At 44.5% G+C, this 20,452-nt stretch carries 19 protein-coding genes and 1 pseudogene; 15 read left to right on the top strand and 5 right to left on the bottom strand.

What is annotated here, in order from left to right; translation table 11 throughout:
• The first annotated feature begins 78 nt into the window (after positions 1–78).
• The 10 genes and pseudogenes from H579_RS0115955 to H579_RS0115900 all read left to right on the top strand — a co-directional run bounded on the left by H579_RS0115955 (position 79) and on the right by H579_RS0115900 (position 6,780).
• Positions 79–309: a helix-turn-helix domain-containing protein gene (locus tag H579_RS0115955; RefSeq protein WP_028301531.1), complete on the top strand. Its 231-nt coding sequence runs from the start codon at positions 79–81 to the stop codon at positions 307–309.
• 41 nt (positions 310–350) lie between these two features.
• Entirely contained in the window at positions 351–830 is a 480-nt protein-coding gene (locus H579_RS27975) for a phage regulatory CII family protein (protein ID WP_051227690.1), read from the top strand.
• A gap of 15 nt (positions 831–845) precedes the next feature.
• Positions 846–1,211 carry a hypothetical protein gene (locus H579_RS0115945; protein ID WP_028301530.1) on the top strand — a complete coding sequence of 122 codons (366 nt, stop codon included), beginning with the start codon at positions 846–848 and terminating at the stop codon, positions 1,209–1,211.
• 690 nt (positions 1,212–1,901) lie between these two features.
• Positions 1,902–2,753: a hypothetical protein gene (locus tag H579_RS27970; RefSeq protein WP_028301528.1), complete on the top strand. Its 852-nt coding sequence runs from the start codon at positions 1,902–1,904 to the stop codon at positions 2,751–2,753.
• Entirely contained in the window at positions 2,639–3,511 is an 873-nt protein-coding gene (locus H579_RS0115925) for a DnaT-like ssDNA-binding domain-containing protein (protein ID WP_169449719.1), read from the top strand. Before H579_RS27970 ends, H579_RS0115925 begins: the two co-directional genes overlap by 115 nt.
• 4 nt (positions 3,512–3,515) lie before the next feature.
• A complete protein-coding gene (locus tag H579_RS29185) occupies positions 3,516–3,683 on the top strand; it encodes a hypothetical protein (protein ID WP_157834636.1) in 168 nt (55 codons plus the stop codon).
• Positions 3,661–4,242, top strand: a complete 582-nt coding sequence (locus H579_RS0115915; RefSeq protein ID WP_028301526.1) for a hypothetical protein — start codon at positions 3,661–3,663, stop codon at positions 4,240–4,242. The genes H579_RS29185 and H579_RS0115915 overlap by 23 nt, the downstream gene beginning before the upstream one ends.
• A gap of 1,075 nt (positions 4,243–5,317) precedes the next feature.
• Positions 5,318–6,094 carry a bacterioferritin-associated ferredoxin gene (locus tag H579_RS0115910; RefSeq protein WP_028301525.1) on the top strand — a complete coding sequence of 259 codons (777 nt, stop codon included), beginning with the start codon at positions 5,318–5,320 and terminating at the stop codon, positions 6,092–6,094.
• 19 nt (positions 6,095–6,113) lie between these two features.
• Positions 6,114–6,487 (top strand): annotated as a pseudogene (locus H579_RS30120) (HI0074 family nucleotidyltransferase substrate-binding subunit).
• Complete coding sequence (locus tag H579_RS0115900; protein WP_028301524.1) at positions 6,475–6,780, top strand: nucleotidyltransferase domain-containing protein; 306 nt, start codon at positions 6,475–6,477, stop codon at positions 6,778–6,780. Before H579_RS30120 ends, H579_RS0115900 begins: the two are co-directional and overlap by 13 nt.
• A 272-nt stretch (positions 6,781–7,052) precedes the next feature.
• Here H579_RS0115900 and H579_RS0115895 read toward each other — a convergent pair whose 3' ends face one another.
• Positions 7,053–7,352 (bottom strand): type II toxin-antitoxin system RelE/ParE family toxin, encoded by a 300-nt coding sequence (locus H579_RS0115895; protein ID WP_028301523.1) that lies wholly within the window; start codon positions 7,350–7,352, stop codon positions 7,053–7,055.
• An 8-nt stretch (positions 7,353–7,360) separates the two neighbouring features.
• The gene (locus tag H579_RS0115890; RefSeq protein WP_028301522.1) at positions 7,361–7,603 is read right to left on the bottom strand and encodes a type II toxin-antitoxin system Phd/YefM family antitoxin; all 243 of its coding nucleotides are present in this window, start codon (positions 7,601–7,603) and stop codon (positions 7,361–7,363) included.
• Between the two features lie 633 nt (positions 7,604–8,236).
• Between H579_RS0115890 and H579_RS0115885 the strand changes: the two genes are divergently transcribed.
• The 3 genes from H579_RS0115885 to H579_RS0115875 all read left to right on the top strand — a co-directional run bounded on the left by H579_RS0115885 (position 8,237) and on the right by H579_RS0115875 (position 9,646).
• Positions 8,237–8,539, top strand: a complete 303-nt coding sequence (locus H579_RS0115885) for a hypothetical protein (protein WP_028301521.1) — start codon at positions 8,237–8,239, stop codon at positions 8,537–8,539.
• A 473-nt stretch (positions 8,540–9,012) separates the two neighbouring features.
• A complete protein-coding gene (locus H579_RS0115880) occupies positions 9,013–9,345 on the top strand; it encodes a type II toxin-antitoxin system RelE/ParE family toxin (protein ID WP_028301520.1) in 333 nt (110 codons plus the stop codon).
• The gene (locus tag H579_RS0115875; protein ID WP_028301519.1) at positions 9,332–9,646 is read left to right on the top strand and encodes a helix-turn-helix domain-containing protein; all 315 of its coding nucleotides are present in this window, start codon (positions 9,332–9,334) and stop codon (positions 9,644–9,646) included. Before H579_RS0115880 ends, H579_RS0115875 begins: the two co-directional genes overlap by 14 nt.
• 793 nt (positions 9,647–10,439) lie before the next feature.
• Here the strand turns inward: H579_RS0115875 and H579_RS0115865 are convergent.
• On the bottom strand, positions 10,440–12,692 hold the full coding sequence (locus H579_RS0115865; RefSeq protein WP_028301518.1) for an arginine/lysine/ornithine decarboxylase: 2,253 nt from the start codon (positions 12,690–12,692) through the stop codon (positions 10,440–10,442).
• 382 nt (positions 12,693–13,074) lie between these two features.
• Here H579_RS0115865 and H579_RS25920 point away from each other — a divergent pair, with 382 nt between their 5' ends.
• Positions 13,075–14,325, top strand: a complete 1,251-nt coding sequence (locus H579_RS25920; protein ID WP_036566404.1) for a tyrosine-type recombinase/integrase — start codon at positions 13,075–13,077, stop codon at positions 14,323–14,325.
• A 66-nt stretch (positions 14,326–14,391) separates the two neighbouring features.
• Here the strand turns inward: H579_RS25920 and H579_RS0115855 are convergent, their stop codons facing one another.
• Positions 14,392–15,756, bottom strand: coding sequence for a Fic family protein (locus H579_RS0115855; RefSeq protein ID WP_028301517.1), 1,365 nt, complete (start codon positions 15,754–15,756; stop codon positions 14,392–14,394).
• Positions 15,757–15,960: 204 nt separating this feature from the next.
• Here H579_RS0115855 and H579_RS0115850 point away from each other — a divergent pair, with 204 nt between their 5' ends.
• Positions 15,961–19,455, top strand: a complete 3,495-nt coding sequence (locus H579_RS0115850) for a restriction endonuclease (protein ID WP_028301516.1) — start codon at positions 15,961–15,963, stop codon at positions 19,453–19,455.
• Between the two features lie 8 nt (positions 19,456–19,463).
• Here H579_RS0115850 and H579_RS0115845 read toward each other — a convergent pair whose 3' ends face one another.
• Positions 19,464–19,985, bottom strand: coding sequence for a hypothetical protein (locus tag H579_RS0115845; RefSeq protein WP_157834634.1), 522 nt, complete (start codon positions 19,983–19,985; stop codon positions 19,464–19,466).
• Positions 19,986–20,452: the final 467 nt, after the last annotated feature.

The following is a 20,452-nucleotide window of genomic DNA, read 5'->3' as shown; positions in this document are numbered from 1 at the left end:
TTTTGAAATACAAATATGTATTGAAAAATTATACATATTTGTTTTATTTTAAAGGTGAAATGACTAAGAGGACTCCGTATGAACTCTCAAAAGCTAACACCCAGACAGATGTTGGTATGGCTTACGGAATCAGCAGGCATGACTGAGGCGGCTATTGCTCAGAAGTGCGAAACCTCCCAGCCCACGATCAACCGTATCAAAAGGGGCGTTGTTACCCGGCCACGTTGGTCTTGTGGGGTGGCAATCTCAGATCTTTACGACTCTCAATACCAGAAACTTCAGGAAAATAGCCAATTAAGTCTGGTGTAGGTGAGAGGCCAATTCCACGTTTTTAATAGGAGCAACCACACATGGGAGCAAGACCCAGAAAACATGATGGGGGCACTTTGTCTCTGTCTCAGGCTTGTTATCACGAGGTGTATGCCTATCCCGGTAAGGTGGCGGCGGTGGCGTATGCGCTGGGTATGAATGCGGGTACGTTGGCCAATAAGCTGAATGGCAATGTGGAATCTCACAAGTTAAATGCGGATGAGGCGGTGGCGATTGGCTGTGTCACCCGTGATAAGCGCATTTTAAATGCGGTGTGTTTTGAGATGGATGCGGTGTGGCACTGGTTGGATGAGGTAAAGGAGTTGCCCGGTGATCTGGATGTGCTCAGCCAGGGGGCTTGTGTGTTGGATGCGTCGAATCAGTCGATTCAGGAGTTGATTTCAGCGTTGCAAGATGGCCGGGTGGATCAGCAAGAGGCTCGGCGGTTCAATGCGGCGGTGTTGGAAGCTCGGCGTCAGTTGACGGTGTTACGTCGGTTGTCTGAGCGTTTTATGGACTAAGTAGGAGAAGTTGTTATGTCACGTTTAACCCCAGAACCACGCCCGGAACCGGGTTTTGATCTGATCCCTTCTGAGGCGTTGCAGGCGAAGGCGGCGGAGATGTTTCCGGCGATTCTGCCTGAATCTCAGTCGTCGTTTGAGTCCCGTACCGGGGAGGCGGTGAATCAGAAGATCACAGCGGCGGTTGATGCACTTGAAGAGGCGTTGCGCTGTATGCGGGCTGATAGTCCTCATGGTGGCCATACGTCGATCTATTGTGAGCTGTCTGAAAACGGTCAGGCGATGGAGAAGACGCCCACCTTTGAGCGTTTGATGCTGTTGCGATGGGTGCTGAAGGATCTTCAGGGTTGCACTCAGCCTATTGTAACCAGTCGGCTTTAGTGGCTGGGGTGGGCCAGGGTATTTATCACTAGCCTGATGGCGGTAGAGGCTTTAGTCGTTCGCGGTTAAAGCCTGTGCGAGCTATCGGGCTTTTTTTGTCTCTTGAATTTGTGAGTGATGGGAGGGCGTGTGATGCCTTAATTCTTTTTTTCACCGTTAGGTGAGCTTCGTTTTCCCCCGTGATTGGGCCGGGGTGAGCTGTGTCGATTTTACTGAATCGGCCTGGCGGGATACTTGCGGCCTGTGGGTTTTGCCTTGAGCTGGCTGGGGTCTTGCTTTGGGCGCGCTGGTGGCTTTCGCACTAATGCGGGGGCGGCGGTCTACCTGGGTATAGAGGCTTTGTCTGTCTTGTTTATAGCACGTTTTGTAGGTCGGTTGTACTGTTTGTTGATGGACGGTCTGTTGACGACAGCTGTGCTGATCGATGGTTTGCCGATGGGCGTTTTATTAATGGAGGGATCGCCATGTCTTTGTGCTCTGGCCCGTAACGGGCGCTGATTTTTTCTAACCAGATTGGATTGTTCTTTCACTGTGCCGTTCGGGCTGCAGGGGAGTCTTTTTGTGCCCGAAAGGAGGGTTTCAGGTATGCAGGTAGAGCTGATTACTACGTTATTAGAGCGGACTATTGCCTATCATCCGGTGTTCCGGGATGTGGCCGGTTCCACTGTGGGCGGGGTGTTTTTAAGCTAGGTGTATTACTGGTCTACGGGTGGGCGTATTCCGTCTCAGCGGGCGGGCTGGTTCTATAAGACGGGTAAGGAGTGGCAGTTGGAAACGCGCTTAACTCGTTCTGAGCAGGTGCGGGCACGTCGGGATCTGAAAAAGGCGGGGCTGTTGGAGGAGAAGCTTAGGGGCCGTCCGGCGAAGCTGTTTTACCGGCTGAATCTGAATCGTCTGTTTGAGTGCATTATGGCCTTGGTCGGGCCGGGTGGTGGTTCGCCATCCGGTGGTTCGTTAGGTGGCTTAGCAGGTAATGGCGGTGATAATTCTGTGAGCTTTCCACCTGTGATTAAGGATACAGATCAGGGGAATACTGTAGGTGATATAGCCGCTGATTCTGCTTTGGCGAGTGCTCAGGCGGTAAAGAAAAAAGCCTGTGAAAACGCCAGTTTGCAGGATTCTGCATCCTTAAAATCTGATCAGGAAAAAGTGTTAAAAAATAGCAGTTTGCAGGATGCAGCATACTCGATGAGTGGCCTTGATTTGGCTTCAGGCTATCAATGGGATATGGGTGCTGAAAACGGCTTAGATAACAAGGCGCTACAGAGTTATCCACTTAGTTTGGGTGATTCTGCGTTTAGTTTGCAGGATCCTGCAATCAAGGCGCTGAATCCTGCAAACTATATACAAAGATTACTACAGAGAATACGTCAGAGATTACTGCTGATGCTGAGCGCGCGGTTAACTCTGTGCTTGCCGGTGTGCCATTGGGTGACGGTCCAGAATCTTCAGCAGCCCACAGCCAACATACGATGGATGAGGTTTTTCAGGATCAGCAAGAACCAAAGCCGTCAGCCCTGCAACAGGGTGGTGGTGATCTAAGTCAATCTCAGCCAGAGAGCCAGCCTGATCATATTCAGCCAGACCAAGGCCAACCAAGCACTGAGCAAGTTCACGATGTATTCCAACGGGATGAGAGCACCGGCAGTGCCTTTGACCGTTTCCCCATGTCTTGTGATTGGCAACCGGATTTAGACCGGCTGGACCGTCTGTGCCGAATTCGTGGTGTGTCACTGAAAGACCTTTCCCCTGAGTGCTATCAGGATCTACTCAGCGAGTTTCGCACCTACCGTGTCAGCGAGGGGCTGGCCCTGTCTCAGTACAAGTGGGAGGTGAAACTGGTGGATCAGCTGCTGTGGTATCAGCGCAATCGATCTGAATTCTCTACGGGTGATGGGGTGGGTGGTTTCTCTCAGGCCAGTCATGCCCATCCGTCCAATCGTTCCCAGCAAGCTAACCGGGAGTCACGTTATGCAAGATCATCGTCTAGCGCCGGAGGGCGCAGTAAACCGAGAAATGCCGCTGAACGCTTGGCCGTTAGCTGTGCCGGGGCGTTTGATTATTTCCAGCCGGGGGATCAGTCCCAGTCTCAAGCCAGAAACTATGGTCCACACGCCGGGGCTGACACCGGAGCAAGCCCAGGCGGAAGCCTTGAGGCAAGCCCAGAAACAGGAAGAGGCTCAGCGCAAGGCCAGGGAGCAATTCAATCAGCAGCAAGCAACCCGGCCACAGGCGGATCGGATGCGGGGTTCAGCATCGCTCAGTCGGTTGCTGCAGGCGAGTCTGAGGTTGTGTCGTGAGGTGATGTCTGGGGCAAAGCTCACCATTCCACAACCCAGAGCAAGGGCATTGGAACAGCACCAGAAGGGGCAGTCCTTGCGCACGGAACAGGAGATGCGCACGGCACAGGGCTTTCTGGATCAATTGAAATCACAACTGGGAATGACTCATGGGAATCAAGCAAACGATTAACGGAGATGATCGGCAGGAGGCATCTGCTGCTGCTCAATCCAATACTCGGATTCAGGCAGCACAGATGCTGTTGCAGGAGAACTCAGGACAGGAGGGAGCCACTCAGGCTAAGAAGAGGGCTTCGGGGAAGACTGGGCCGGGCAAGACGGGACCGAAGAAGCTGAAGGCGATCCCTGGCATCGATGGTAAGTTGCAGATCTGGGCAAGATGGCGACTGATGAACGATGAACAGGGACCGGGTGAGGCCTATGGCTGTTCAATGTTGGGGGCACTGATCGCAGGCGGTGGGCAACATATCCGCTCTACCAATTCCTCTAGTGACAGTATGCCGGATGATATCTTCGATACCGATAGGGCTGTGACTAAATTACCCCTTGAACTACGGATGGTGGTAGAGGCTCAGTACCTGGATGTTCACTTGGAACTGGCGGAGAAATGCGGCAAGGCTGGGTGTTCTAAGCCGACGTTCTATAAGCGGCTGTATAAGGCTCAGCATCAGATTCTGTTTATGCTGAAGCCTCCTGAGCATCTGGCAAAACGACTGGCTGAGACTGGGTAAGGTGAGTCGGCGTTAGGGATGATTGAAAGCTGATGACTAAGACTGAACCCCTGTGTGTGATTGGGCAATCATGCACAGGGGATTGGTTGAAGTGGGTTGGCAGGGTAGGACTTGGATTGACTAGGTGATTGATTAGGGAGATTGATTGGATAGAACGACTATCCAGGGTGCGCGGGTCCTTCTGGAAGGTTTAAGCAATACGGGTACGAAGGAGCGCATTGTCTTTGCAGATCTATAGATTTGTAGGGGGGTTGTAGTAGTACTTCCTGAGTGATGGGTGAGGGTAGGGTTTTCTACCTTGACGGTAAGTTAGTTGAGTGACTAAGCTCTGAATCAGAGATGCCCCACAGCGTCTATGAACCAGCCCAGGTTTGAATGCTTGCGGCTGGTTTCCTTTCTCTGGCCAGTCCATTCTGATTGCCGTTATCTGCTGATCGAACTTCCTTACTTCTGCCCCGGAAAGGCGCGGGTCCTTCTGGAGACTTTGAGTCATACGGGGTCATTGAGCCGCAGAGTTTTCGTAGACACCAGCTCCCCTAGGACTTCCTTCCTTTTTGGAAAAGTGAGGAAGTAGAGGTGGGAAGTGATGAACTATATCTATGATGGATATGGTTGATCTGGTCGCTGATATTGAGTTTTCAATGTTACAACTCTGGTAGGTTAAGATTGAGGTATGTCCATGATGGACATACCTTGAAAACAATTGTGTCTGGGTTTGACTGCCGTTGCGTCCGCAGTATATCGGAGAACAAATATGCTCAACGTACCTCTGAGAAAAGCTGAACCGTATGTCTCTCCCTGTGCAGATAAGAAAAAGAAAGCTTATGAGAAGCTGGAAAAACTCAGAAAGATATCTCGCTCAAAATCCGTTAAAGACTCTCACGTTAAAGTCGTAATGTAGTGCTATGACTCTTTGCCAAATATAAGGGCATTATGCTTCCGATACCTGCTTATCTGGCTATTGTGACAACGTCAGAAAGTGTTGTTTAGTCTTTACTTAGGGTTTTCCCCCATACCTCTATACTGATCTAATTGCTACTATCAGTGTCTTCTAATATCGACAAGGATTTTGATGATGGATCAGATAGTTGAAGAGCTATACCGTTTGTATGACCGTTTCTGCACTATGCCAAGTCCTGTTCTCCAAACACCCTCGGTGAAAAGGTTTTATGATGAGCTTGTTGCTTTACTTGCAACGCCTCTGACAGACAGAGAAGTTCAGGCCATTATTGCTCGAATTCCATTTAAGCAGGATCTGACACACCGGCATGCCATGCTTCACCTGATGTCAGAAAAAAAAGTGGCAGAGAGTTATTTGTCTGGTGACATTGAAGATCTGTTTGAGAGCACTTGGTTCGACAAGCTACTGCCAGATGTTTTGAAAGCTCAGGCTGAGCAATGGAAAGCGCTGGGATTAGATTTTAGTAAAGATGACAAAAAAATCGCTATGCTGGGAGGCGGTGCTTTACCTCAGTCTCAGATTCATTTCTCCACATATAGCGGATCTCCTGTTACCTGTATCGATCGTGATGAAGAAGTTGTCTCTTTACTTTCTGGGGTATTGAAGAAGCTCAATAGGGAAGACCTTCCAGTGATTCGAGGCTCAGGTGATCAGATGGACTACAGTGCGTTTGATTTAGTCGTGGTAGCAGCCATGGTGGAAGGAAAAAGCCGTGTAGTGCAAAGAATTCGTGAAACATCCCAAGCAAAGATCTGCATCAGAAATCCTGCTGGTTTACATCAGTTGATGAGAGAGCCAATTTCCATTCATGAAGTAGAAGCATTTGGTTATCGATTAATGGGGCAGAGTCGTCAGGGGAACAGTATCAGCATGGTTTTTGAGCTGCGATAGCAACCAAGCTAAAAGTGTTGTGAGCGTTCTATCCGTTCATTTAAAAAAGTCTCAGCCAGTGTTAGGGGGGCTGGCCGCGCCAAATATTGTGAAAGAAGGCGTCTTGCAGCGCTTTGAGTTTACTCATGAGTTGGCTTGGAAAACGTTAAAGGATTATCTGGAGTATGAAGGCCATCAGAATATTACAGGCTCACGGACGGCTGTGCGCTTAGCGTTCAACTTAGGTTTGCTTGAAGATGGCAATTATGGATGGATATGATTGAAAGCCGGAACCGTACCGTCCATGCCTATGATGAATCAGTGCTTTTGACGGAGTTCACGAAAATCAGAGAACACTATAAGGCTGGTTTCCAGCAGTTAGATAAGACACTGGCGGCCTTATGTTTGGATTAACGGTCACTCTAGTCGAGCAATTTAACGAAGTTTTTGCGCGATACCCTCAACTGGAAAAAGCGGTAATTTTTGGCTCTCGGGCAACAGATCGTTATCGGCCAGGATCTGATATCGATCTTGCTGTTATCGTTCAGCCAGAAGCGGATATTAATCTTAACCAAGTTTCAGCTGAGTTAGATGATCTGAATACGCCCTATCTGATAGATCTTGTTGATATCAGATATGTGAGCAACGAAGCATTATTGGAGCATATTCAGGATTTTGGAAAACCTTTCTATCCTATCAATGGCTAGAATCGTTGCTCTCCAACGGTCTTAATCCGGCCTAATGTAAATCCAGAATCCATGATCTGCTAAAGCCAGGTGGCGTTTTTATTTCCAGTACGGTTTGCCTATCTGGCAATGCATATTTCTCTGATTTGTTTATTAGCCCGGAAAACGTCATAAGATAATCTGAATACGAGGTGCATCAGAATATTACAGGTTCACAGACAGCAGGACGCCTTGCGTTTTATTTGTGTTTGCCCTCACGAGGTTGGGTTCTGAATGACCGGTAGAAACAGAATCTATTTCAGGTGGTTTTGTGGCAGCTGTGATTGCCCTAAAACGGCAACAACTAAAATGAAGCCATCTTCTTTGGTGAAATAGGCTGTGTGCTTACCAATAGGGAAGTAGAACCCGTTATGGTAAATTTCGTCACAGCTTCTACCTAATCCAGGGTTTTCAGCCAGCATTTGAAAGCCTGATAGCAGTGTTTCTTTGTAGCTATGCCATTGCCGTTCGGAGAAATTGTCAATGGTGTAGCTTTTAATTTTACGTAAGTGGATCTGAGCTAACTTACTTAGCTTGTATTGTCTGTTCGGCATACTGGCTGTTACAGCTCGCGCAAAAAGCTTTCACCATCAATGATATTGCCTTCGGCCAAGTCTTCCTGAGCAGACTCAAAGCAATGCTTCAGGTAATCAGCCTTCATAGTTTCAAGCTCTTCATAGTCCTTGATAGACATCACCACAACTGCATCTTTGCTGTTTTTGCTAATCTTAACCGGCTCACGTTGAGCGCTTAAAAGTAACTCGCCAAAATTTCGTTTAGCGTCATTTGCTGTCAATGTTTGCATACTCAAGCTCTATATTTGGAAGTGTAGTCAGATTATAGTTTGTCACATGAAATGGTCAATTTAATTAAATCGTGCGATTTGTGCGAAAAATAAGCTTACAAGTTACTCAGTGTGAGATTGGATTAGCCTCTTTGTGTTCGAGACTCATTCAGGGGAGGAGAAAGGTTGCTGATTATGGTATGCAGCGATAGGAGCACAAGATGTTCAAATCCTAAATTTAGGCCCATCACTGCTACTTTGTCTTGTATATTGAGAAGCGTTCCCCAAAATGTCCCCACCCCCCTCTGAAGATAGAGGGGGCACTGGGTTTTAGACCAGAAACCGCCGTCATTCCAGATGGACTTTTAACCGCAATTTAATTCATCTGATCAAGCCCTCATAACCATTGGCTTGCCGACACTGGTTTCAAGCCCGTTAAACCAACATCCCCCCTTTTTCGGGGCTTGGCACTACGAATATTCCCGGCAAACAGATTCACTCAAGCTTGTATTATTTTGTTATAAAAGAAGTTCATTTTCTGCTTTTAACCCTGAGTTAACACACAAATAACGTTTAGGGGGCTACCTAAAAAAAACGATCCGATTAAGATACACAACATCAAGTAACGACTTACAAATTCAAGAGGAATTAACCATGAATAATTTTACTAAACTGATTGTCGCTTCTGTTGCTGCTGTATCTACTCAGGTAATGGCTGATATTAATACTGCCAATAACCCATTTGCTGCTGTTGAGCCTGCAGCTTACTCTCAAGAAGCAAACTTGAGTGGTTCGTCAGCGATCAGCAATAACGTGATTGTTCTGGAAGCAGTCGAGCCGGTGTCTAACTCAAAAGAAGCACAACTTACTGATTCAAAAGGCCTTTATGGTGGCTGTGAAAGCGTAGCGTTCAACGGTTTTGAGCCAGCTACCCAATCTAAAGAAGCCCTGCTGTAAGCTATCTGACAGTCTAAAGTACTGAATTTTCAGGGTGGCATACAGATAGATGTTTATATCGATAACCAGAATTAAGCAATATGACTATCTATATAAATCTGAAATAAAAGGATGCGATTAAACAGGTAATAAGGTGAAGGTTAACACTGTTTTAACCAAATCTTATTACCTGTGATCTTTAATTTATCTTATTGCTCTTTAGGTCTGTTCTCCAATATATTTCTTGCCACGAAATACACTTCTATTCCTGGATCATACTGATCCATCGAATAGCCTTCACATACTTTGATTATCAGATCTGCTGTTACCGCTCTTCAAAAGGTAAATGGTGATCAAGTAGATTTTGCCAGATCTTCGCTTCCTAAGCACCGGGCATATCTATTTATTGCTATTGATCTGTAACAGTGCCTGAGCTTAAAAGGGATATCTCTAGCAAACTTGTTATCTATACGCGCTATGCGTATGCTTTGGCTATGAAAAGCATATTTGTGGAATCCTCTCTGTTTGAGAGGTATCGGGAAGATCACCTGACTGATCAGGAATATCGTGTATTCCAAGCGGAACTGATGCAGAACCCGAAAAGGGGGGATGTTATTCAGGGAACGGGTGGCTTACGGAAAATCAGAGTATCAGGCAAAGGTAAGGGAAAGCGTGGTGGTTCTCGTGTGATTTACTACTTCCTGGACGAACACAGCCGCTTTTATCTGCTGACGATCTACAGCAAAAACGAAATGTCTGACCTGACCACAGAACAAAGAAAGCAACTGAAACTATTCATGGAGGCATGGCGCAATGAGCAAGCGTGATTTATTTGCAGAACTCAGCTCAGCATTGGTTGAAGCCAAAGCTCATTCAGAAGGCAAAATGACCCTGAAGACTCACCAAGTCGATGACATCAACGAGTTGAATATCTCACCAGAAGAGATCGTGGGTATTCGTGAAAGCTTCAATATGTCACAAGGCGTATTTGCCCGTTTATTACACACCTCATCCCGTACACTAGAAAACTGGGAACAGGGGCGAAGTGTGCCTAACGGGCAAGCAATCACTCTGTTAAAACTGGTGCAACGTCATCCAGAAACCTTGGAACATATTGCAGGATTGTAAACCTGCCTCCCTCCGGCCAAAGAATCAGCCGGAGGAGAGTACTCATGGTTAGACCTCGTTGCTTGAGGGCGAACAGTCCCCTCTGTCAACAACCCCGCTACTAAAGATAAGAGTGCGGCAGCAGTAAGGCTTTGAATTAAAGACGATCTTTCTTCTGTGTTAGGAGGATATTGAAGGGGTGAGATTGAAAAATGGAAAGGGATATAGGTAGGTCAAACAGTGGCGGAGGGAGTGTGATGGCTTTGTTTTAATTAATATTGAAATTTTTTCAGAAAGTTATCACCGACACATGCTGTCATGTAGTTCTCTGAAGGCCTTACTATCAAATTAATCTTACTTTTTTTGTCGGAAAATATTGGGGCTATAAGGTACAGATAGGAGTGTTGTTTAGCGGTGAAAGCTTGGGTACATTAGGCTTTGATTTATAAAGTGATGATGACCAAAAGCCATGTGCTTTTTTCGATACCCTTCCCTGTTAGTAGGGTAGAGGTAGTCAGTATCATGAATGGTGCTGGTTATATTTCTCTTTATTTTTCAATATGTTGCTTGGTTATTTGATGCTGTAAAGGATAACTAATAATTATGAGTTGATCGACCGGCAACTTATCTTGTTTGGTATAAACTGGCATAGCCGACTCATCTTGAACTGAATTGAGTTGAAAAGTAAACGCCACAGCGATTGCTGTGGCGTTTGTGGTGCTCACCCTTCAGGTACGATCATAATTTTCTGATCAGATTACACTGTATCTACTATCACAACACCATCACCAAACCATCACACCTCTATAAAAATCTACTCAATCACGGCATCCACAAAATAGCAGTCTTTACCGTCAATCTTCTCACGGACTAAACCGTGTACATCGGTTTCAAAGCCCGGGAAGCGGGTATTGAAGTCCCGTACAAACTGCAGATAGCGCACGATGGTTTTGTTAAACAGCTCCCCCGGCACCAGCAGCGGAATACCCGGAGGGTACGGTGTAACCAGAATCGCCGTGATACGACCTTCCAACTCATCAATCGGCACGCGTTCAATCTGACGATGCGCCATCTTCGCCCAGGCATCGCTTGGCGTCATGGCCGGATCGATCTGGGACAGATACATCTCCGTGGTAATGCGCGCCAGATCATACTCTTTGTACACGTTGTGGATCGCGGTACACAGATCACGCAGACCCACTTTACTGTATTGAGGCTGACTGGCCGCAAATTCCGGCATCACACGCCACAGCGGCAGGTTCTGGTCGTAGTCATCTTTAAACTGCTGCAGTTCGGTTACCATGGAGTTCCAGCGGCCTTTGGTAATGCCGATGGTGAACATGATAAAGAAGGAGTACAAACCGGTTTTCTCAATAATGATACCGTGCTCCGCTAGATACTTGCTGACGATAGAGGCAGGGATACCGATCTCATCAAAGTTGCCATCCACATCCAGACCCGGGTTAATAATGGTCGCCTTGATCGGGTCGAGCATATTAAAACCAGAGTCGATCTGACCAAAGCCATGCCATTTATCGTCTTTATGGATCACCCAGTCATCACGCTCTCCGATCCCTTCGTCAGAGAGATAATCCGGCCCCCAGACTTTAAACCACCAGTCATCACCAAACTCGTCATCGACCTTGCGCATGGCGCGACGGAAATCGATCGCTTCCAGAATCGATTCTTCCACCAGCGCCGTGCCGCCCGGAGGCTCCATCATCGCCGCAGCCACATCACAGGAGGCAATAATCGCGTACTGTGGGCTGGTGGAGGAGTGCATCAGATACGACTCATTAAAACGATGGGTATCCAGCTTACGGGTCGCGCTATCCTGCACCAGAATCTGCGACGCCTGGGACAGACCTGCGAGTAGCTTATGGGTCGACTGGGTGGCAAATACCAAAGTTTCCTCAGAACGCGGACGGTCTGAGGCAATCGCGTGCATGTTCTGATAGAAACTGTGGAATGCCGCGTGGGGCAGCCAGGCTTCATCAAAATGCAGGGTATCTATGGTGTTACCCAGAATGCCTTTGATCTCTTCCACATTGTAAAGCACCCCATCATAGGTACTCTGGGTGATGGTCAGGATGCGCGGCTTTTTGTTGGTTGCTTTACTGGCAAACGGGTGATTTTCGATCTTCTGACGGATCGCTTCCGGATCAAACTCTTCCTTCGGAATCGGGCCAATAATCCCGTAGTGGTTACGGGTTGGCGTCAGGAAGATCGGAATCGCACCCGTCATGATGATAGAGTGCAAAATCGACTTATGGCAGTTACGGTCAACCACTACCACATCCCCCGGAGCCACTGTCGAATGCCACACCACCTTATTGGAGGTTGAAGTGCCATTGGTGACAAAAAACAAGTGATCGCAGCCAAAAATACGGGCCGCGTTCACCTCACTGTCAGACACGGGGCCGGTGTGATCCAGCAGCTGACCCAGCTCCTCCACAGCATTACAGACGTCCGCCCGCAGCATATTCTCACCGAAGAACTGGTGGAACATCTGACCCACCGGGCTTTTCAGAAATGCCACACCACCGGAGTGACCGGGGCAATGCCAGGAATAGGAGCTATCGCTGGCGTAATCCATCAAGGCGTTGAAAAACGGCGGAGCCAGAGAGTCCAGATACTTGTTCGCTTCACGAATGATATGGCGGGCGACAAACTCCGGGGTATCCTCAAACATATGAATAAAGCCGTGCAGCTCGCGCAGAATATCGTTTGGGATATGGCGTGAGGTACGGGTTTCACCATAGAGAAATACCGGAATATCCCGGTTGCGTTTACGCACTTCAATCAGGAAATTTCGCACGGCAGTCAGTGCGATATTAACGTCATTTTCATCGTTAAAATCGAACTCTTCATCGTCGATCGACACGATAAAACAGGAGGCGCGACTGGCCTGCTGCGCAAAAGACGTCAGGTCGCCATAACTGGTCAGTCCGACCACTTCCATGCCCTCCTTGCTGATAGCCTCAGCAAGGTCCCTGATACCAGACCCTGAAATGTTTTCAGAGCGAAAATCTTCATCAATAATGATGACGGGAAAGCGAAATTTCATCAGTTTAAGTTGCCATATATAAGAGGAAAAAGGCCCATTGGCGGTGGCCATACAGCAGGCTCCATCAGCACACTGATCGATACCAGCCTGCTGCCGATATTAGCAGTAAACTGAAAATGTAAAAGTAAAATGATGGCTGGATAAGAGGAAAGATTCTTCGAGAGATACAAATTTCAGGCACAAAAAAACCCGCTGATTACTCAGCGGGTTTTTAGAATTCGTGGCGGAGAGGGAGTCCGCTACCCGCCTATAATCTCCCACAACAATTTTGCTATAATCAATTGATTTATAAAGACTTGTTGATTTTGACTTGTAACCGTCAAAACCCCTTAACAACCCATAATAACTTTATTTTTGTGGGACAAGATGTGGGACATAAAACATGCCTGTAAAAGTAAAAGAACTGTCCGCCATACAAATCAAACGACTCTGTGAACCTGGAAAATATGCCGTAGGTGGCGTATCAGGGTTAATGCTACGCATCACGAAGACAGGTTCGAAAGGCTGGGTACTTCGCACATCAATATCAGGACGACGTGTTGACGCAGGCCTTGGAGGCTACCCTGATATCAGTCTATCCGACGCTCGCGAAAAGGCCAGACAGTTCAAAGAAAAAGTTGCAGCAGGCATCGACCCATTAGCAGAACGAAAAGAAGCCAAAGCACAACTGGCTAAAAAAAGCAGTCTCGTCACATTTGAACAAGCCGCCCTCAATTGTCACTCAGTCAAACAACAAGAGTTTAAAAATCACAAACACGCCAAACAGTGGATAACCACCTTGAGCAACTATGTCATTCCTTTAATTGGTGACAGACCTATTGCAGATATCACCACTACAGAATGCCTGGAGGTTCTTAAACCCGTTTGGTCAGATAAACCCGAGACAGCTAGTAGAGTCAGGCAAAGGATGGCAACTGTGTTTGACTACGCCCTAGCCGCAAACATCAGAACAGCCCCAAATCCTGCCGCCTGGAAAGGCTGCCTTGAACCTCTCCTCCCCAGTATCGCCAAAATCAAAAAACAAAAAGGTGCACAACACCAACCCGCTCTGCATTACTCCGATATCCCACCCCTTTATAAAGACTTGCAAGCCCGGCCAAACATTAGTGCAGCAGCATTACGCTCATTGATACTAACCGGCTGCCGATCTGGGGAAGTTCGACTGGCTGAATGGGATGAATTTAATTTCACCGACCAAGTATGGTGTATTCCTCATACCCGCATGAAGGCCGGTAAAGATCACCTAGTGCCACTATCAGACCAGGCCTGCGAGATAATACAGTCCATGCCACACATGCTGGATAGCCCCTATGTATTTACCAGCAACAGAGGTAATCCGCTCTCTGATGCCACACTAGCCAGGCTAATCAAAGTCATGCATGAGCAGAGTAACAAAAATGCCAATGGAGGCTATCTCGATACGATCAGTAATCGCATAGCCACACCTCACGGCATGCGATCATCATTCAAAGAATGGGCCAGAGCACAGCCTGGATTCGCAGATGAAATATCAGAACTCCAATTGGCACATGTCAGCACCGACGCTACACGGGCCGCATATGCCAGAGATAGCCTACTGGAACAGAGACGTGAACTGATGCTACTTTGGGAAAAGCATTGCGAAGGTAGCTAACTCAATGCTCCAAAAATACCCGATCTACTACTGTGTACCCACCACAAGATCGGGAAGGATGGAAAGCTACCCTGTTTTCCTGACCAGCTCAACAAGATTTGGCGGGGCAATAAACACATCCTTATTGCCCTGCTTAAACTTCCTTAACAAACCAAAATCGTCCGACAGCTTCAAAAGATCCGTTCTAGCAGTCTGGTAAACTATGCCATGAGAGTTCTGGTGAGACTTAATCGTATACTCCGCACCAGGATTCTCCAGCGCATTTTTCAAAATGCCTAACTGGCGGTGGTTTAACTTGCCTTTTAATATCGACCCCTCCAAAACGCTTTCCGCTTCCAGCAGCTCTTCTGACTTCTTCAACAACCAGGTGTGAAGATCCTCTATCGCCTCCCTAATGGCTGCCAGCTGATGCAATATAAAGTAAGTCGTATCATTACCATCGGTTTCAGTATAGAGATACGCATACATGTACTTGGTAGGAGATTTCTTGATAACCCGAGAGATGGAGAGATATTCCATTAGCCAGTAATCTTCATTCGACATCACCCAGTAAAACAAGGCACGGGCTGTTCTACCGTTACCATCCACGAAAGGGTGGTCATAGCCAATCATAAAGTGAATGATGATTGCCCGGATAATGGGAGGAATATAGCTACCTTCAGGCTCCCCTATTTTATTCGCAAAATCACACAGTCGCTGTAAACGCTCCGGTAACTCTTCCGCTCTAGGTGGCGTATGTAATAGCTGAGCATCATGTGAATAAACACCAATATCATCGCTTTCCGTCCTAAAAGCCCCGGCCTTTTGCCTATCTCCCTCTTCTAACGTCCCCTCTGTCAGAATCTCATGTAACTCAAAAATCATTGAAGGCGTCAGCTTCTCACCACGAAACTCTCTGATAAACATCATCGCTTGGTGATTGTTGTAAATCATCCGCTCTGATAGATCCTGAGGAGAGCGGCCAGAACGAATCATCTCTTTCGCTACTTTGCGAGTCGTTGATGCCCCTTCCAACTGACTGGAACTGATTGCTTCCTCGATCAGAGAGTTAATCAGATAGGTATTGCGCGTTTTGTCATCTGCAATTCTGGCATCAGCGTTTAAAGCCCCCGTCGCATTCTCACTGATCCAGAGAATATCTCGCATCACAGTATCCGGCATGCCATATACAAAAGGTTTGCCGTATTTATCGGTAAATGGAAACGACTTAGAGATCTTACTTCTGGCCTGTTTTACCGCATGCCAATACAGCTCAGAAGTAAAACCAACCGGGGGTGTCAGGTGGCGCAGCTTATCCCAGTGCATATACCGACCTTTATCATCACACGGGCCGATGTCAGAGCTGAACAGCAATTGAAATAGCGAAGCATCGCCCTTGTTCAGCATATCAAGCAAACGATCTGGAGAAGGTGGAACAAGGGGCATTTTCATAGCCGCAAGCCTTTAACTACTAATTATCATGAAATTAGTATACCCCCCCTTCTCATGCCTTTTCTACTAATTTTAAAAATATTAGTAGCAAAGGCATTCTTGGTGACATGGTGCACACCTACCGCCCAAATTAAGTCAATCCACAGAACAGCAAGCATCACTTCAGAGAAAGCTTATAAACAAAGATTCTGATAACTAATAATTATGAGTAATTTGGATTTAGATAGTATATCTGAAGATCCCTTTTCCCAAATGACATGGAAAGAGTTTGAAGATTATGTCATCGATCTTCTTTCATGCTATTACAGCAAAGATGGTTTAAAGATGCATAAAACACAATATGTGAATGATGGAGGAAAAGATGGTTATGCCAGTTTCATTATTGGTCCTCAGGGTTACTCAGAATTTAGCGGTGATCTTTCGCATGAAACATTATTTTGGGCTGAAGTTAAAAAAAGAACAAAAGCCAGTGTAAATGAGAGCGATATAGGTGGGCATGTCATTCTTGCATTAGATAAATATGTTCATAAGCTCATCTTTGTTACTAATGGATTCTTTACTCAGAGAGCAAAAAATACATGTTTAAAGGTAGGTCGAAGATTAAACATGAGTGTGTCCTTTATTGACGGTAATGCTCTAATAGAGTTAGCTCGCAATCAGCATTCCCTTATTTCACCTGTACCTTACAAAGTAAAACTAAGTTATTTAGAAAAACAAAGCAGCATCTATATAAAAACTGGTTTTGTTGCCCAGCAATACGATGAGATAGTTAGTGACTCCACATTAACTATTGGTGTAGGCGAGATAGTCTTCTGGGTGTGCGAAGTTTCAGGTTCTTGTAGCAATGGAGATATATATGTTAAACCTATTGCCAAACCGAGCGACAATCATTTTTTTTCCATTAACTGCCTATCCAAAGGAAAAGTCAATATTGATGCAACGGATAGTACTCATAGAGTTGTTTTTAGTGTTTGTATAACCTCGCCAGGAAAGTATTCTTGCAATGACATACTATCTTATTTGGATATAAGTAGAGATATAACGGTTAATCATGCACCTTCAAATTCACAATTAAGAGTTCGTCAGTCAATACTAAGCAATGAACTGCCAGTTGAAAGAGAACAGATAGTTAACTCAATTTCTTCAGATTTCAAAATTCTTTCAGATGAGGGGGGAGTGAGAGGCTGCCTTTTAGAAGCAGGAGGAGGAATCGGAAAAAGTTTTATTGTTAATAAAGTTCGACAAAAAATATTGAATAGAAGTATCACTGAGATGTATCTCGATGGTGCTAAACATAGAACTGCAATAAATGTTACACAAGCCATAGTTCAACAATCATTACCTATCCCTCAGGATATTTCAAACAATATAGATCCCGCTATATTAAAAGAATGGATGTCTACAGAAGACACTCGAGCATTTTTTCATGATTACCCCGCATCTGGCCTGTTATCTATAATGAGAGAAAACAACGGACAATACTCAGATATTAAACACATTGTATCAGCCCTTTCTTCTACCTTATCCAAACTATCAAACAAATCACCTGTATTCATAGTTTTTGAAGATTTACACAAAGTAAATCCATCTGTATTGAGTTTCTTGGAAGACTTGTTTTCACAGCTTTCAGTTAGAAGTCAAGGTCGTGTTTACTTTCTATTTTCCACAAGACCAAATAGTTTTGGAAAAAAAGAAGAGCAAGAGAAATGGTTTGAAGCCCTTGGTAGATTTTGTGATAACCAAGATGCTCTCCAGTATAACTATATTTCCTCATTAAAAAGAAATGATGCTATTGCACTGCCAACAAAATCAATAAGAGGCTTGAGTGATATCGAGGCTGTATCAATCATTGAACAAGTTGGGACTAATCCATTTAATTTAAAGGAAGCATTACTCTATTTAAGACACTTAGATGTTATTATCAACAAAGATGGGGTAGGCTCTTTTATTTCTGATTCTCTGGGTATAAAAAAAGCTATTAATAATAGGGTTCTTCAAGGAGCTAGCAAGAAAAGACTTGAGTTAATTATAAAAACTCATGGAGAGCTGCTTAGAGACTTTCTTTTATCTTGTGCTTGTTTAGGAAAATTCTTTTCTCTAGATATAGCTTTATCTATCTTTCAAAAAGAGAGTGATTATAAATTAAATAAACTGATCGAGATTTGTGAAAAGAGTGAAATTTTTCGTTTTTCAAATCTTGTTCACTTAATAGGAAATGAAAACTGTGCATTTGATCACGATATTATCAGGCTTGCAGTTTTTCAAAGCATGCCGATTTTCCCTATAATGAACATTGCGAAGAGACTGATTGATAAAATAGATTCAGTTGAGAAAACAGATCTCATTTTTCGTCTTTCTTACTTGGCAAACAAACCATCTCTGTGCCTAGGGACATTGGAATCACTTATCAAAACCTCTGAAGAAAATCGGAGATATCAAGAGGCTCTAGAGTATAGTTTGGTAAGAGCTGCTATCCTGCTAAATACATCAAAATTTTTTGGAAAATCAGACTTTTTGGTGCCTTACATCGAGAAATTAGATGACTCGCTAGGGTTTGTTGAAATACCAAAGGAAAGACAGTCTACTAGTAAGTTACAGTTATTAGATACCATCGTATCACCTCTAAAATATATGGATAAGATCGGTGTATTTCCTGATGAATTGTCAAACAGATTAATAACTCTAGGAGCAATGAATTCAGAGAGATATATAGAAACAAATCATAAGTCACTTTTCAAATTTTATGAGGGCAGGCTTAAGTTTGGTCAAAGTGATTACAATACTGCAATGGTTCTATTTAAGGAAGCAGAGAAATACTGGCCGAAATCTAAAGGATTGAGAAGTAAATCACTTTCAGATATTCGTATGAGAATAGCTATTTGTGAACGCCATCTGGGCAGGCTTGATAATGCACGGATAGAAATGAGTAGAGCATTAAGCTTGCGTAATGGAGCCGACTGGGAGTTATTTGAAGAGGTAGCCGCTAGTCTGGGGGCTATCTATATGTACAGTGATCAAGATCAAGCTAGACGTTATTGGAATAAAGGTTTGAAAGTTGCTAGGCGAATAGGGAATCAACATCAAATAGCACATTTTTTGAATGATATTGGACATTTGGATATAATGGAGGAGTTTTATGATCAAGCAGAGAATAATATTAATAGCGCTTTGACTATTGCAGAAAACCATGGAGTAACTAAAGAGATTATTCGTAGTGATATTTTTTATGGATGTATAAACATAGCTAAGGATAAAACTGACAGGGCTATTGCCTCTTTAACAAGAGCTGAGAATGAGGCTTTCATTCAACATAACCTAAGACGTCTCTGGCGAATTCGAGCTAACTTAGCTACGGTTGCGGAATTAGAAGGTAGAATGGAAGATGCATATATCAAAGACCGACAATCTTTAGTGCATATGCCAATAGAAAATGAGCTTGAAAAAGTTAACGGTAAATTTAAGCACCGTACCAGAGTCTCAGGGGCACTAGTGAATATCTTTTTTCGTTCTAATAAATCTCCTGAACTATATAAGGATATCATTAATTTGATTGGGAATGAGGCATGGAATTATGCTGAAAATTTACATAATATATTATACTTAGACCCAGGTGATCATAATAATCAACTGGGTGGTATAACTTGCCTATATAAAAACATAGGCAGTAGAGATATTTATCGTTTCCTTCTTACTGAGTGAATAGTCAGTTACATCGCTAGTGACAAATCGTAGAGTACTCGCATTAACTTTTTTGTAGGTTCTTCTAAATCCCCATGTTGAGTACGAACTAGATAACCAAAGGCAATAGAATAAACAAGCCATTGTATTGCAGTATTAATCTCTTCTTCTGTTTGAGCAATGTTTCTTATGGATTTTATGACATCGAATGAGCTTTCACCGTAAATAATTCTCTTGCTTGCCCATACTCCTAAGTCTAAAGAACCAACTGCAAACACAGACTGTTCTGTATCTATTGTGAAGACTTTTTCATTAGACTTCAGTAAATGCCTAGGTTTTAAGTCACCATGGCATAATTTAATTGAAGTTGAATCTGGTATACCCAAATCTATTGCCATCCTTACAATCATGCTTAATCTAGATAAAACATCTTTTTCAATAGCCCAACCTTTTAGTTTAGCGCATAAAAGTATTCTCTGGAGTTCAACAACAGGGTGTGTTTCTCGGACTTTTGGTAAAGGTTTAGGAAAGCTATTTATCTGGAGAGACAATTTGTCAACTAATAGTAGGTCTTTGTTGTCAAGGGTGATAAGAAATTGATTTACAGCTGAAGTGTAAGCTCCAATTTTTTGCTTGTTAATCCATTTTTTTCCATTCTTTTGTATACAGTTAATTATCTCTCTAACATATACTTCATCTTCACAAATAGAAGAATTATCAAGCCACTCATAAACCGCAATCCCTAAGTGTATATCAGTAGCAATTAGTTTTGGTGATAACTCTACCTTGGAGTGAAATTCTGCATTTTCTATGAACTCTTTTGTCGTTGTGAGTGTACCAATAGCACCTAATGGAAATACGGATTCTTTTAGGCTTGGTTTATCGTTAAATCTTTTTAAGGCGAATGTTCCTAGTAGTCCATCAGTCTTATAAATTAGGATAAAGGCGTTTTAACTTAATTCGGGCATCTTCCGTTGTAAAACGCCAGTCCACTCTTTGTTTTCCCCGGTTTCTCTCT

The sequence above is a fragment of the Oceanospirillum beijerinckii DSM 7166 genome (assembly GCF_000422425.1).
GTDB classification, from domain to species: Bacteria; Pseudomonadota; Gammaproteobacteria; order Pseudomonadales; family Halomonadaceae; genus Oceanospirillum; species Oceanospirillum beijerinckii.
Note: the sequence above shows the minus strand (reverse complement) of the source record. Positions and strands in the feature narration are given on the sequence as shown.

Coding starts and splice junctions, on each gene's coding strand:
- H579_RS0115955 (WP_028301531.1), top strand. CDS start 79: ATGAACTCTCAAAAGCTAACACCCAGACAGATGTTGGTATGGCTTACG.
- H579_RS27975 (WP_051227690.1), top strand. CDS start 351: ATGGGAGCAAGACCCAGAAAACATGATGGGGGCACTTTGTCTCTGTCT.
- H579_RS0115945 (WP_028301530.1), top strand. CDS start 846: ATGTCACGTTTAACCCCAGAACCACGCCCGGAACCGGGTTTTGATCTG.
- H579_RS29185 (WP_157834636.1), top strand. CDS start 3,516: ATGTCTGGGGCAAAGCTCACCATTCCACAACCCAGAGCAAGGGCATTG.
- H579_RS0115915 (WP_028301526.1), top strand. CDS start 3,661: ATGGGAATCAAGCAAACGATTAACGGAGATGATCGGCAGGAGGCATCT.
- H579_RS0115910 (WP_028301525.1), top strand. CDS start 5,318: ATGGATCAGATAGTTGAAGAGCTATACCGTTTGTATGACCGTTTCTGC.
- H579_RS0115900 (WP_028301524.1), top strand. CDS start 6,475: ATGTTTGGATTAACGGTCACTCTAGTCGAGCAATTTAACGAAGTTTTT.
- H579_RS0115895 (WP_028301523.1), bottom strand. CDS start 7,352: ATGCCGAACAGACAATACAAGCTAAGTAAGTTAGCTCAGATCCACTTA.
- H579_RS0115890 (WP_028301522.1), bottom strand. CDS start 7,603: ATGCAAACATTGACAGCAAATGACGCTAAACGAAATTTTGGCGAGTTA.
- H579_RS0115885 (WP_028301521.1), top strand. CDS start 8,237: ATGAATAATTTTACTAAACTGATTGTCGCTTCTGTTGCTGCTGTATCT.
- H579_RS0115880 (WP_028301520.1), top strand. CDS start 9,013: ATGAAAAGCATATTTGTGGAATCCTCTCTGTTTGAGAGGTATCGGGAA.
- H579_RS0115875 (WP_028301519.1), top strand. CDS start 9,332: ATGAGCAAGCGTGATTTATTTGCAGAACTCAGCTCAGCATTGGTTGAA.
- H579_RS0115865 (WP_028301518.1), bottom strand. CDS start 12,692: ATGAAATTTCGCTTTCCCGTCATCATTATTGATGAAGATTTTCGCTCT.
- H579_RS25920 (WP_036566404.1), top strand. CDS start 13,075: ATGCCTGTAAAAGTAAAAGAACTGTCCGCCATACAAATCAAACGACTC.
- H579_RS0115855 (WP_028301517.1), bottom strand. CDS start 15,756: ATGAAAATGCCCCTTGTTCCACCTTCTCCAGATCGTTTGCTTGATATG.
- H579_RS0115850 (WP_028301516.1), top strand. CDS start 15,961: ATGAGTAATTTGGATTTAGATAGTATATCTGAAGATCCCTTTTCCCAA.